This is a genomic window from Aquiluna sp. KACHI24 (assembly GCF_025997915.1).
Taxonomy (GTDB): Bacteria; Actinomycetota; Actinomycetes; order Actinomycetales; family Microbacteriaceae; genus Aquiluna.
Map to the genome: position 1 here is coordinate 821,990 of NZ_AP026677.1, position 13,469 is coordinate 835,458.

Consider the following 13,469-nt stretch of genomic DNA (forward strand, 5'->3'; position numbering starts at 1 on the left):
GGCTATGAGCACTCACATTGCAGCAGCCCCAGGAGAAATTGCCGACAAGATTTTGCTACCGGGCGACCCCCTTAGGGCCAAATGGATAGCGGAATCCTTCCTTACCGATGTCAAGCAGTACAACAGTGTGCGAAACATGTTTGGCTTCACCGGCTACTACCAGGGCCAGAGAGTTTCCGTCCAGGGAACTGGCATGGGCGCACCGAGCATCGGCATCTATGCCTATGAGCTATTCCACGATTACGGTGTGCAGCAGGCAATTCGCGTGGGGACATCAGGCGGTATCGCCCCCACCAAACTTCGCGATGTGGTGATTGCCATGACTGCATCAACGGACTCTCAAATAAACCGTCGAGCCACCAATGGACTCGACTTTGCTCCACCCGCCAACTTTGAATTACTCGAGCGAGCCGTTGCAAAGGCAAGATCTCTCGGTATCGACTTTCACGTTGGCGGCGTAGCAAGCGGCGATCTGTTCTACGACGAGACCGACTCACTGGAGCAGTGGACCAAGTTGGGCATCCTGGCTTTGGAAATGGAAACCAATCAGCTTTATACCCTGGCGGCTCGATTTAGACGCAAGGCATTGAGCATCGTTACCGTCTCAGACATGATGGACGGCTCTGGCCACACCTCCTCCGAGGAGCGCGAGACTGGGTTTAGAAACATGGTCGAGATCGCGCTGAATTCATTCAGCTAACATTCGGGTAACACTATAAAGTTTTGGTAAATGTGCACTTTCGGGTGATTTTTCGGACTTAGTCTTGTGGTGTGGGGGTGATTAGGAGATGGTCATGCTCATTGCGGGTAAAAAGTTCCTCGTAACCGGTGCCGGAAACGGCATGGGTCGAGAGGTCACCCTAGAACTTCTCAAGCGCGGTGCAAGTGTCATCGGCGTCGACATCAATGATGGCTTTCTAAAAGAAACCACGCTATTGGCAGGGGCCAAGTCCTCCCAGCTGTTCACCGTGAAGCTAGACATCACAGACAGAAAAGCGGTCGCAGAGCTAGCAAGTAAGCACCAGGATCTTGATGGGCTGGTGAATGTAGCTGGCATTATTCAGCCATTTGTTCGAGTGAATGACCTCGACATTGCTGCCGCTGACCGCGTGATGAATATCAATTTCTTCGGTCCCCTCAATCTCATCAAGGCTTTTTTGCCTAATCTTCTCAATCGCCCAGAGGCTCACATTTTGAATGTCTCCTCAATGGGTTCCTACGCCCCAGTCCCGGGTCAAACCATCTACGGTGCATCCAAGGCAGCTCTGAACCTGCTGACTGAGGGTATTCGCTCAGAACTGAGTGAAACCAATGTAAAACTCACCCTGGTGTGGCCAGGTGCAATTGGCACCAACATTTCTCAAAACTCAGGTGTTTCAATCGCTGGTGCAGATAGTGCCGAGACCTCCAAGATGAAGGTCACATCGGCCGTAGAGGCGGGGCGCATGATGGTTGATGCCATTGAGCATGGCCAGAAGCGAATCTACATTGGTGGAGACGCCAAGTTCATGGGCCGTCTTGCAAGATGGTCTCAGGACACCGCAGCAAAACTGATCCACAAGAACCTCAAAAACCTGCTTGGTTAGGCCTCGTGCCTACCCTCACGATCTTTTAGATCCTGCCAAACAAAAATTAGTAGCGCTGGCAAAAGAATGTCAGTCGCAATAAACACTGGTGAGTTGACTAGATAGTCGAAGTACCAAACTGAGTCTCTGGCGTACAACACAATCTGGTTTAGAACGACCGAAATCGGCCAGAGCAGTGCTGCAAATGGCAATAGTGGAATCAGCTTCGAGTTACCTGCAGCGTAGGCAAAAAGGGCTAGCCCCGGGACGATAGCGATAACCAACCAGCCAACGATAGAGATCAGCAGCGTTATCTGTCTCAACACAGATGGCTCATCGAATGGATTGAAGATAAAGAACTCTGGGTAGGTGGCTACCACCAGCCAATAGAGGGCCACCAGGAAGATGCTGAAGGCCACAAAGCTACTTCTAAAGTTTGCTCTGGAGTGTTTTGGGTTGTCGGTCATCATCATTTCCTAGGGTGTTATGTCACAGGATAGGTAGTAATCGCCGACGCCAGCAGTTTCCCACTTGTACACGCCTAAGGTGTTAGTCGGGCCTCCCGTGCAAGGAAGTCCCGCGCCGGGAGTAAAAGTTGAGCTGGTATTCACATAAATTGACCCAGCGGCGACATCACTAAAAACCACAAATCCGATTTCCATTACAGCGCCTGAAATCGGTCTGGTCGTTGTCAGAACTCCTTGACCATCGACAAAGAGTTGACTGCCCGAGATTAGTCCTGAGGTGTCCAAACCATGAACTAATCCTTGGTTGGTTACAAAGCCAACTTCACCTGGGCCAATATCCTGAGTCAAAACCCCAATAACACCTGTCGTCTTGGCTGGATTCGTTGCATCGGCATACTCGATTGTGGAACGACCACCCTCGGCTCCGGTGATGCGAACAGCTCGACCGTTTAGCAAAGTATCAGCGGTGTTGTTTTTGACGGGCAGCACCTGCTCTTGGCCGATCTGAAGTGTAACCTGGCCACCACCGAGACTGAGGTCCAAAGTGCCCTCAGAAGCATTCCATCTCAAGCGACCAATCTCCGCTGGCGCGGTCGCAGAGGTCGAAAACTGCAAATAGCCAAGACTCGAAAGGTATTCAAATGCAGACTGGTCAACACCAACGGTTTGGGTAGTGGGATTGTAGGTTGCAGGGCTAGTTGCCAGCGCAACACCGCTCGGCCCCTGCGGACCCACGGGGCCCATCGGACCAGCCGGTCCTTGAGGACCCTGCGGACCCTGAGCTCCAGTCGCCCCGGTTGCGCCGGTGGCACCGGTGGCACCGGTTGCACCCTGAGGACCAATCTCGCCCTGAGGACCTGCAGGTCCCATGGGTCCTGCAATTCCCTGAACGCCCTGTGGTCCTACCGGACCGACGGGACCCACCGGACCTCTGGGTCCGGTTGCCCCAGTGGCACCCTGCGCCCCCGAGTCGCCCTTGGGGCCTTCAACGATAGTTGGGGGTTGGATAGATGGTGTCTCAGTTGGTTCTGAAGAGGGGGACTCGGATGGTTCAGGCGTTGAGCTTTCAGTGGGCTCAGCCGTGGATGTCTGTGATGGCTCAGCGGTTGGAGTCTCCTCTGGAGCTGTGCTCTGAGACTGACTAGGTACTGGAGTTACTGGAAGCTCTGCTCCGATTCGATATCCGACAACGCCGCCACCAATCGAGCCAAGCCAGAGAGCGATTGCTGCAGCTGCCAAAACAGTTGAAAACCTTTGCATGCTCACCCCTTGGTTGAAGGATAGCACCGACCCCATTTCAGTACCCAGCCGAAATCCGCGCAGGGAGTGATGTCGGGCATACCCCAAATAGCTGGCTTTATCTGGCTCTAAATAGCTGGCTTTATCTGGCTCTAGAGGATAGGCTCCGAGTACTTGCAAACATTTATTTGTTTCCTGCGTCGTAGAACGCGTTCCTATTTTCGGATTGTCTGATTCCTGCGGCGAACGAATTCGTCAACTGACGTCTTCGCCGAATGCCAACAAAACTTGGCGATAATGCGGCTGTTTGGCCGAAAGAAAGCATCACCTCAAATGACTCAACCTTCTTTTTCTGATCTTGGCACCCCTGAGGCCATGGTCAATGCACTCATCCAACAGGGCATTGATTCCCCGTTTCCCATTCAAATCGACACTCTCCCGGACTCACTGTCAGGGCGCGATGTCCTGGGCCGCGGCAAGACCGGATCGGGCAAGACTTTGGCCTTTAGCATCCCCGTTGTTGCAAGACTTGCAGCAATTCACAAGGGGAAGATGGCCGATAAAAAGCCAATGGGCTTGGTGCTCGCTCCTACCCGAGAGCTGGTGACTCAGATTGCGGCAACCATGAGACCGCTGGCTGATTCAATGAACCTTCGAGTCGCCACCATCTTTGGCGGCGTTTCACAAAACCCGCAAGCCAGGGCGATTCGCGAGGGTGTTGAAATCATCGTCGCCACCCCGGGTCGCCTAGAGGATCTGATGCAGCAGGGGTTGCTCAAACTAGACGGCATCGAGATCACCGTCTTGGACGAAGCGGATCACATGGCCGATCTTGGCTTCCTACCCATCGTCACCAGAATCCTGAAGGCGACACCCAAAAATGGTCAGCGACTACTCTTCTCCGCGACTTTGGATAACGGCGTAAACAAGCTTGTGGATCAGTTTTTGACCAACCAGATCATGCACTCGGTGGATGAGGAGAACTCCCCCGTTGCTCAGATGACCCACCACGTTTTTGAAGCGGCTTCGCCCGAGGCCAAGACGCAACTAATCAACGCACTGGCTTCGGGTTCAGATCGTCGAATCCTATTCATGCGCACCAAGCACCACGCCAAGAAGCTCGCTTTGGCGCTAACCAAGGCTGGCATTCCTGCAGTCGACCTTCACGGCAACCTCTCACAGAATGCCCGAGACAGAAACCTCGCGGCTTTTTCAAGCGGTGAAGTCAGAGTCTTGGTAGCAACCGATGTGGCAGCCAGAGGCGTTCACGTTGACGATGTCAACCTGGTAATTCACGTTGACCCACCAGCTGAGCACAAGGCTTACCTGCACCGCTCTGGTAGAACGGCTCGCGCCGGGGCCGAAGGTGACGTTGTGACGATTTGCCTACCCACCCAGCGCAAAGACCTTGCGGACCTTCTAAAAAAGGCGCAGATTGACGTGAAGCCGATTCAAGTTACTAGTCAGTCCCCAGAGGTCAAGTCCCTTATCGGTGAGGTTGCCCCATACGTAAAGCCGGTGGCCGTCGCGAAGCCGGCACAAGGTGGCGGCCAATCTCAGGGTCGCAATGCCCAGCGAAAGAGAGCCTTGAAACAGGGTCAGAACGCTGGAAAACCAGAGAGTGGATCAAGAAAATCTGACTCACCAGGTTCAAAGCGATCAGATAACTTCGCAAGGCCAGCCAATCCAAGCCAGCGCACAAGGAGAGGTTCAAGACCTACGCAGCAGACTGCAAGGAGCTCACGGGGCTAACTACTTATTCGGCTTCTTTGTTGCATAGGCGAACACTGCCAAACCGATAACCAGTGCGCCAGCTCCAAGGCCGTAGGCTGCCACATCCGCAGAGCGGTTGTAGTCAACAAAGACTCCGACGAACACCACAGCGATGATTGCAACCACGACACCAATTAGCTTCGACTTCAAGTCGTCTAGATCATTCACCTGAAGCCAGGTGGGAACCTCTAGTTCGGTGTCTATGAAAAGCTCGTAAAGGCCGTATCCGATCACGAGCAGCACCGTTCCGAGCAAAATGGCATCAACAGCTGTCAACACCTCAACGATGGTGTCTTTGAGATAGGACGAACCGGTAGCGGCTTCAAAAACTGCAACAAACATCTCGACTGAGCCAAAGACCATCAGGACGAGTGCTCCGATAATCGAAGCAACGGCTGGCACGATAACTGCATACCGGGTGAGGCCCAAAAGTTTTCTCATGTTGCGAGTCTAGGTTTTGAAGTGACGGAAAAGAAGTCTCATAACAACATATAGATGAGTATCTATGTATTATGAGGACATGAGTGAGTGGAACTACACGAAGTGCGCAAAGCTATTTGAGAGCGAAGCGGCCGCCCGTGAATACATGACCGAAAAAGATTTTGCAGGGTGGATTCTCAAAAGAGACAGCGGTTATGCAGCCGTTTGCCCGACCTATCCCGAGGGCTACTACCCGGACGCCATCAAAGTTGCCGAGATTGAAAACTCGAAACACGAGCTTGCAAAATCGGCCTGGAGCTTGCCAATTCAGAACTGCTGCTAAACGTTAAGCAATCAATCGCTGCTTGGTTCTGCGGACATCTCTTACTTTGAACTACCTGTCACCTAAACCCGCCTTCTATGCTCAGTGAAAAAGGTCTAGATTGAAGGTGCAGTCTTCCAATAGCGAGGAGATGAAAATGGTCAAGAACAACCGAGTCAACGAAGAAGACCTTCGTGAGGCCATCAAAGAGAAGGCTCGTCTAGCCAAGGAAGAAATGGCTGAGGCACGAGTCCGAGAAGCTGAAAAAGAAGAGCGCGAGGATCGCGACGAAGAATAGAGCCGATTTTCGGATTCTTTAGCTCAACGAGCGGACTGATCGGCTGAGGAATCTGACGACGCTGGATTAAAAGAAGCGCGCCCTCGGCAGGAATCGAACCTGCGACCAAGAGATTAGAAGGCTCTTGCTCTATCCACTGAGCTACGAGGGCAACGGTAGAAAAGTTTAGCCCAGTAGGTGCCATAGAGTTATGCAAGGTTTACTCACCGAGGGGCAACGATGTCACTGAACACTACTCAAATCCCGATTCCTGCTTCCCAGGAACTGGCGGATGCAGCGATTGAGCTGGTCAAAGAGTGGGTTCAGGAAGCCGAATCACAAAAGGTAAGCCCGGCAGCCAAACGCCTTGCTGGTCTACTGCAAGACCCCAACGGTCTAGATTTTGCAGTTGGCTTTGTTGACGGCGTCATAAGACCAGAAGACATCAAGGTTGCCGCAAAGAACTTCGCTTCACTTCGTTCAATCGTGCCGGCATTTTTGCCCTGGGGGCTACGTGTCCTGATTGCCCTGGGAGCAATATTCGCCAAGCCATTCCCCTTCATCGTCATCCCTATTGCCCGCAAAGCACTGCGCACCTTGGTCTCCCACCTGGTAATCGACGCCAGTGCCGGCAAGCTCGGATCCTCGCTTCGCAGGATTGCAAAATCCGGTGCAAAGCTCAATATCAATCTCCTTGGTGAGGCTGTGCTTGGTGAGGAAGAGGCGAAGCGCCGACTAATCAAGATTGCTGAACTCCTATCCCGCAAGGACGTTGACTACATCTCCGTAAAGGTTTCGGCCGCCGTTGCCCCGCACTCTAAGTGGGCTTTTGATCAAAACGTTGAGCACGTCGTAAAGCGATTGACTCCGTTGTATGAGTTGGCCATGCGCGATGGTGCAAATAAATTCATAAACCTGGACATGGAGGAGTATCACGACCTTGACCTCACAATTGAGGTATTCAAAAAGGTGCTTGGTCAGCCGCAGTTCAAAAACCTAGAGGCTGGCATTGTTTTGCAGGCATACCTGCCAGATGCCCTCAGGGCCATGATTGATCTTCAGCAGTGGGCTAGCCTCCGCGTTCTTGCCGGAGGTGCCCCCATCAAGGTTCGTGTTGTTAAGGGCGCAAACCTTCCCATGGAGCGAGTGGACGCCGAGATTCACGGTTGGCCACTTGCGACAGTCGAGTCAAAAGCCCATGCCGATGCCAACTACAAGCGTGTTCTGAACTACGCGCTAACTGCTGAGCGGGTAAAGAACGTAAAGATTGGAGTCGCCGGCCACAACCTTTTTGACATTGCATTTGCCTGGCTTTTGGCAGGACAGCGCGGAGCTCAATCGGGCATGGACGTCGAGATGCTCCTCGGCATGGCTCAGGCCCAAGCTAGCGTTGTTCAGAAAACCATTGGCAACCTAGTGCTCTACACCCCTGTGGTTCACCCCCAAGAGTTCGATGTCGCAATCGCCTATCTGATTAGAAGACTTGAAGAGGGAGCGGCGAAGGAGAACTTCCTCTCGAACGCATTTGAGCTATCTCAGCAAAGCGCATTTGAACTCGAAAAGTCGAGATTCATCGAGTCCCTGACCCTGGTTGATGAAAATGTCCCGATTCCCAACCGACTGCAGGATAGAAATCTAGATCTTGCGGTTGCTCCCGCTAGGGGATTCGAAAACGCTGCCGATACGGACCCTGCAATCAGACAGAACCGAGTTTGGGCATATCAAATCATGGCCAAGGTCGGTGCCTCTCAACTAGGGGCCGAGAAAGTAGCGAATGACACGATCAGCTCCAGGTTTGAGCTGGAGCAGCTGATTCAAAATGCCAAATTGGCTGGGGAAACCTTTGGTTCAAAGCATCCGCTAGAACGTGCTCAGCTGCTGCATGAAATCGGAGTGGCTCTCGAGCGCAACCGAGCAAAGTTAATCGAAGTCGCAATGTCTGAGGCAGGCAAAACCTTCGATCAAATCGACGCCGAAATCTCTGAGGCAGTTGACTTCGCCCACTATTACGCCGAACGATGCAAGGAGCTGGCTGAGCTTGATGGAGCAAAACCAAAACCGTTCTCGCTGACGGTTGTCACTCCCCCATGGAACTTCCCAATCGCAATCCCGGCTGGTAGCGCACTTGCTGCTCTTGCTGCCGGGTCGGCCGTGATTTTTAAGCCTGCGGGTCAAGCAGCCCGATGCGGCGCTGTGGTGGCAGAAATCATCGGCTCAATCATTGAAGCTCCGGTGTTTAATCACATTCAAATTTCAGAGTCCGATCTGGGCAAAGAGTTGATTGGTCACCCGATGGTTGATCAGGTCATTCTCACTGGGGGTTTTGAGACCGCACAGTTATTTAGGTCTTTCCGCAGTGACCTACGCCTAACCGCCGAGACCAGCGGTAAAAACGCCATCATCGTCACCCCGAGTGCGGACCTCGACTTGGCTGCCAAAGATGTTGCCTATTCCGCTTTTGGCCACGCCGGACAAAAGTGTTCCGCTGCCTCCCTAGTGATCTTGGTTGGATCGGTTGCCAAGTCGAAGCGATTCCGCAGACAGCTTCTGGACGCAGTGTCCTCCATGAAGGTCGACCACCCAACGAACCCAGCGGCGCAAATTGGCCCAGTCATTTCAGTTCCAGAGGCAAAGCTCCTTGGCGGACTGACCGAGCTTTCAGGCAAGGAGCGCTGGCTATTGCAGCCACGCCAGCTGGATGACAGCGGTCGTCTCTGGAGCCCTGGCATCAAGGAAAACGTCGCACCGCAATCTCCAACACATCTGATTGAGTATTTCGGGCCAGTTTTGGGCATCATGACCGCTAGAAACCTCGAGGAGGCAATCGAGCTTCAAAATGCTGTCGATTACGGACTAACCGCTGGAATCCACTCTCTTGATGCCAAAGAAGTTGGCCACTGGATCGATTCCGTTCAAGCCGGAAACCTATACGTAAACCGAGGCATCACCGGGGCAATCGTTCAGCGTCAGCCATTTGGTGGCTGGAAGAACAGTGCAATCGGACCAACGGCCAAAGCTGGTGGACCAAACTATCTTTTGTCGCTATCAAACTTCGAGTCAGCACAGGCGAGCACTGAATTCGAAATCACCAACAAAAAGGTGCTCCAGGCATTAGCTCTTGCCGCAGCCTCTGAACTGAGCGATGACGAGGTGGCATCCGTGCTACGCGGAGCACAGTCTGATCTTGCCAATCTCAACGAAGTGTTCAAGAGAACTTTTGACCCTTCAGGCTTATCAGTCGAGAAAAACCTGTTCCGCTACGTTTCGGCAGGGACCAGCCTCAGAATCAACGAAGGCTCCATGTCTAAGCACCAGTGGCGATCGGTTATGACGCTTCTTACCTTGGGGTCGGGTCGAATCTCGGCCTTCGAAATTCCGAAGCGCCTGCATCAAATACTGAAAAAGAGTGGCATTCAGGTGGTGATTGAGTCGGAAGCGAGCTGGCTTGAGAGCGTCAATCCTGGCGAGCGCTGGAGGGTTATTGGTCCAGTCAGCTTCTCAGGCAAGCTCTCGGACTGCCGAATTACTATCTACGACCAAAACCCGGTTGAGTCTGGTCGAATCGAACTACTCCCCTATTTCAAAGAGCAGGCTATCTCGATCACTGCGCACAGATTCGGAAACCCGTCGAGAATGGTCGCACAGCTCACTCTCTAGTTTCTGGACCAAGACTTTTCACACCCAACGGGAGTATTCTTTTCGGTTGGTGGTTAAACCACTTATCTGAATAACGTTCGGGGTTCTGTTGTCATTTCTCGCCAAGCTTTCTCTAAAAAACCGCGCAGTGGTTGGTCTAATCACTTTGATTGCGGTTGCCTTTGGCTACCTATCGGTAGGTAGCCTCAAACAAGAGCTGATTCCAAGCGTTGAGGTCCCCTCCGCGGCCGTCGTGACCAGCTACCCAGGTGCATCACCTGAGGTGGTAGACGAGCAGGTCTCTCAGCTTCTGGAAAGCGCAATTACCGGGCTGGATGACCTCGAGACCACCACCGCCACCAGCACCACTGGTCTTTCAGTGATTCGAGTCTCGTTTGCATTTGGCACCACCGCCGAACAAGCCAATGAACGCCTCACCTCGGCAATCAACTCGGTCAAGGGAACTTTGCCCGCTGAAGTCGAGCCACAGGTTATCTCGGGCAGCTTCGACTCAGTCCCAATCATCGTGCTGGCAGTTGCAGATCTGGGCGGGGACAACGAGCGAATTGGCGAAGCGCTGGCCAAGAATGCCCCAACCATCTTCAGCCAAGTTGACGGTGTCCGTGACGTCGCAGTCTCCGGAGCGGTCGAGCAGCGCATTTACCTGGACCTAAATCAGTCAAGACTCGCTCAGTTCGGTCTCACACAACGTGATATCACGACCGCGCTGAACGCCAATGGTCTGGTGTTACCAGTCGGTTCTCTAAGTGATGACCAGGGTTCAATTGCGATCCAGGTCGGAAGTGCGGTTGACACCATCGTCAAGCTCGAAAGCCTGCCGCTAATTAGTCAGAATCTAACCGCAGGTTTAGTAACCATCGGTGATGTTGCAAATGTTCGTCTCGACGACGCCCCAATCACCTCAATCTCTCGAACCAACGGCAAGGAGTCGTTGGCAGTCGCCATCACCAAGACACAGGATGGCAACACCGTTGCCGTCTCTCAGGGTGTTGAGAAGCTGATTCCAGAGCTCGAAGACGCGCTCGGCGGCAACGTTCAGATCGTAAGCACCTTCGACCAAGCACCGTTTATTCAAAAGTCGATCAAGGACCTAACCACTGAGGGTCTGTTGGGCTTGGGCTTTGCAGTTTTGATCATCTTGGTCTTCCTGCTGAGTGTGAAGTCAACCCTCGTGACCGCGATCTCGATTCCAACCTCGGTGCTATTGACCTTCATTGGTTTGCAGCTTGCAGACTTCTCGCTCAACATCCTCACCCTGGGGGCTCTGACGATTGCAATCGGTCGTGTGGTGGATGACTCGATTGTTGTCATCGAAAACATCAATCGTCACCTCAGTTACGGCCAGCCGCGCAAAAAGGCAGTGCTTTCCGCTGTTCGCGAGGTTGCTGGAGCAATCACTGCCTCCACCATCACCTCGGTTGCCGTCTTCCTACCGATTGCACTGGTTGATGGTTTGGTCGGAGAGCTATTCAGGCCATTTGCCTTCACGGTCGCATTCGCGCTTTTGGCCTCGCTATTGGTCTCATTGACCATCGTCCCGGTGCTTGCATACTGGTTCCTCAGAATGCCTAAGCGTTTGATCGCGGCCCAGAAGGCCAATCCGAAGAATTTCGAGAAGAAGCAGCGCAAGCTTGAAGAAGAACGCGAGCTGAAGTCTTTGCTCCAGCGCGGCTATGTTCCGCTAATCAAGACCACGACTCGTCACCCCTGGATCACGCTAACCGCTGCTCTGCTGGTCTTGGGATACACCTTCTCGCTAGTGCCACTTCTGAAGACCAACTTCATCGATGGAGCTGGCTCAAATCAGTTCATCGCAAGACTAGAGATGCCAGCCAGTGCAACCTTCGAAGAACAAGAGGATGCCGCTGTCGACATTGAAGCTGAGATCCTGGCCATCGAGGGCGTTGACGTAGTGCAAACCACGGTCGGTTCAGCCGTTGATGGCCGTGTGGCATTCGGCGCGGCAGCTGATGGCATTCGCTTCACCGTTATCGCAAATGAGGAAGCTGACACCGAACTGATCAAGGCAGAGGTGCTGAAGCTTTCAGTCCCTAGCGATTCACAGATCACAGTCTCGACTGGAGGCGGATTCGGCTCGAGCGAAACCATCGACATCAAGGTCTTGGCTACCGATGCTGAGGATCTTCAAGAGGCCGTTGACTCAATTGCAGACACCATGTCCGAGATTGACAACGTGAGTGCCGTGACCACCACCCTGGAGGCCGATGAGCGCGTTCTCGAAGTCATTGTCAACCGCTCTAAGGCGGCTCGCTACCTGCTAACGGAGACCCAGGTTTCTGGCATCGTCGCCGCTCAGCTGCGCCCAAGCGCACTTGGAACTTTGACCATCGATGGCCAGGAGGCTGATGTTTACATCGAGGGACAAAGTGCACCTGAATCCATTGACGAGATCAAGGCGCTCTCAATCCCAACCTTCCAGGGCGTTGTTCGTTTGGACTCGATCGCCTCGGTGACTGAGGTCCTAAAGCCGACCTCAATCACCTCAGAGCGCGGTAACCGCACCGCTGTCGTCTCACTCACCCCTGAGGGTGATGATCTAGGTGCAATTTCCCAGGCTATCGATGCCAAGCTGGCTGAAGTGGATCTTCCAGCCGGTGCTGAGGCAAGCGTTGGTGGAGCCGCTGCAGACCAGGCAGAGTCATTCTCGCAGCTGGGTCTTGCGATGCTGGCTGCTATCGCGATCGTTTACATCGTGATGGTTGCAACCTTTGGTTCACTCATCCAGCCGCTAATTCTGCTGATTTCGATTCCGTTTGCCGCGACTGGTGCACTTGGTCTACTGCTGATTACCGACACCGCACTCGGTGTTCCGGCCCTGATCGGTATGTTGATGCTGATTGGAATCGTGGTTACCAATGCCATTGTTTTGATTGACCTGGTGAACCAGTATCGAAAGAGTGGCAAGAGCGTAGAAGATGCTTTGCTTACCGGAGCAAGACAGCGCCTCAGACCAATTTTGATGACCGCCCTAGCCACCATCTTCGCTCTATTCCCAATGGCTCTTGGGCTAACCGGTGAATCCGGTTTTATCTCAAAGCCACTTGCCATCGTGGTTATCGGTGGCCTTTTCTCCTCAACGCTTCTGACCTTGGTGCTAGTGCCAGTCCTCTACTGGTTAGTCGAGGGTCGCAAAGAGCGTAAGGCCTTGAGAGTTGCCCGCAAAGAAGCGAGAGCTGAAAAGAAGGCAGCGAAGAAGCTTGAGAAGTCTGCACCTAAGACCGAACCTGTAGCGATCGTTCCAACTCCCTCAGCCTCAGCCTCTGCGCCAAAAGCCGAGACCCCTGTGGTCCAGGCTCCTGAAACTCAGGACGAGAAATCTTCTACCCCTGTTGGTCAGGAGGTTATTGAGACCGTTTCAGAAGCTGAGGAGCCTGTCAGGCTCGAAGTTGTCGACTGGGAAGCGGAGATTGCCAAGGAATTGGTTGCCGAGGAGTTCACTCCAGTGCCGGAGACCTCTGCACCTACCTTGGCTTGGTCAATCGATGAGCAAAACATCGAACTAGACACCGAGGCGACTATGCAGTGGAGCGAGCAGAACACCAACACTGCTCCGATCGCTGCCGTTCAAGAGCCTGAACTTCCGGAATTTGTGCAGCCCTCCCAAAACGAATCCAAGTCCGCTACGGCTCCTTCTAAGAAGGAGCTGCGTGAGGCCAAGAAGCGTGAGAAGGCGGAGCTCAAGGCTCAGAAAAAGGCTGCCAAACTCTCAAGACACTCGGACGACTAAA

10 protein-coding genes and 1 tRNA gene are annotated in these 13,469 nt (G+C 53.3%); 7 read left to right on the forward strand and 4 right to left on the reverse strand.

The window, feature by feature from the left end:
• The first annotated feature begins 4 nt into the window (after positions 1–4).
• Both deoD and OO713_RS04190 read left to right on the forward strand, forming a co-directional pair.
• Positions 5–700 carry a purine-nucleoside phosphorylase gene (gene deoD / locus OO713_RS04185; RefSeq protein ID WP_264784845.1) on the forward strand — a complete coding sequence of 232 codons (696 nt, stop codon included), beginning with the start codon at positions 5–7 and terminating at the stop codon, positions 698–700.
• A gap of 94 nt (positions 701–794) precedes the next feature.
• Positions 795–1,586, forward strand: a complete 792-nt coding sequence (locus tag OO713_RS04190) for an SDR family NAD(P)-dependent oxidoreductase (RefSeq protein ID WP_264784846.1) — start codon at positions 795–797, stop codon at positions 1,584–1,586.
• Here OO713_RS04190 and OO713_RS04195 read toward each other — a convergent pair.
• Both OO713_RS04195 and OO713_RS07220 read right to left on the reverse strand, forming a co-directional pair.
• A complete protein-coding gene (locus tag OO713_RS04195; protein ID WP_264784847.1) occupies positions 1,583–2,032 on the reverse strand; it encodes a hypothetical protein in 450 nt (149 codons plus the stop codon). The two genes, OO713_RS04190 and OO713_RS04195, sit on opposite strands and share 4 nt — an antisense overlap.
• 9 nt (positions 2,033–2,041) lie before the next feature.
• Positions 2,042–3,292, reverse strand: coding sequence for a hypothetical protein (locus tag OO713_RS07220; protein WP_272501297.1), 1,251 nt, complete (start codon positions 3,290–3,292; stop codon positions 2,042–2,044).
• A gap of 312 nt (positions 3,293–3,604) precedes the next feature.
• Here OO713_RS07220 and OO713_RS04205 point away from each other — a divergent pair, with 312 nt between their 5' ends.
• Positions 3,605–5,023: a DEAD/DEAH box helicase gene (locus tag OO713_RS04205; protein WP_264784848.1), complete on the forward strand. Its 1,419-nt coding sequence runs from the start codon at positions 3,605–3,607 to the stop codon at positions 5,021–5,023.
• On the opposite strand, the gene OO713_RS04210 is transcribed toward OO713_RS04205, so the two are convergent.
• On the reverse strand, positions 5,024–5,485 hold the full coding sequence (locus OO713_RS04210) for a YqhA family protein (RefSeq protein WP_264784849.1): 462 nt from the start codon (positions 5,483–5,485) through the stop codon (positions 5,024–5,026). It abuts the gene before it with no gap.
• Between the two features lie 79 nt (positions 5,486–5,564).
• Here OO713_RS04210 and OO713_RS04215 point away from each other — a divergent pair, with 79 nt between their 5' ends.
• Positions 5,565–5,807: a hypothetical protein gene (locus tag OO713_RS04215; RefSeq protein ID WP_264784850.1), complete on the forward strand. Its 243-nt coding sequence runs from the start codon at positions 5,565–5,567 to the stop codon at positions 5,805–5,807.
• A 136-nt stretch (positions 5,808–5,943) separates the two neighbouring features.
• Positions 5,944–6,084, forward strand: coding sequence for a hypothetical protein (locus tag OO713_RS04220; protein WP_264784851.1), 141 nt, complete (start codon positions 5,944–5,946; stop codon positions 6,082–6,084).
• A gap of 78 nt (positions 6,085–6,162) precedes the next feature.
• Here OO713_RS04220 and OO713_RS04225 read toward each other — a convergent pair.
• Positions 6,163–6,235 (reverse strand) — tRNA-Arg (locus tag OO713_RS04225).
• A 68-nt stretch (positions 6,236–6,303) separates the two neighbouring features.
• Here OO713_RS04225 and OO713_RS04230 point away from each other — a divergent pair.
• Together OO713_RS04230 and OO713_RS04235 are read left to right on the forward strand one after the other, a co-directional pair.
• A complete protein-coding gene (locus OO713_RS04230) occupies positions 6,304–9,720 on the forward strand; it encodes a bifunctional proline dehydrogenase/L-glutamate gamma-semialdehyde dehydrogenase (RefSeq protein WP_264784853.1) in 3,417 nt (1,138 codons plus the stop codon).
• 88 nt (positions 9,721–9,808) lie between these two features.
• A complete protein-coding gene (locus tag OO713_RS04235; RefSeq protein ID WP_264784855.1) occupies positions 9,809–13,468 on the forward strand; it encodes an efflux RND transporter permease subunit in 3,660 nt (1,219 codons plus the stop codon).
• The last annotated feature ends 1 nt before the right edge of the window (position 13,469 follow it).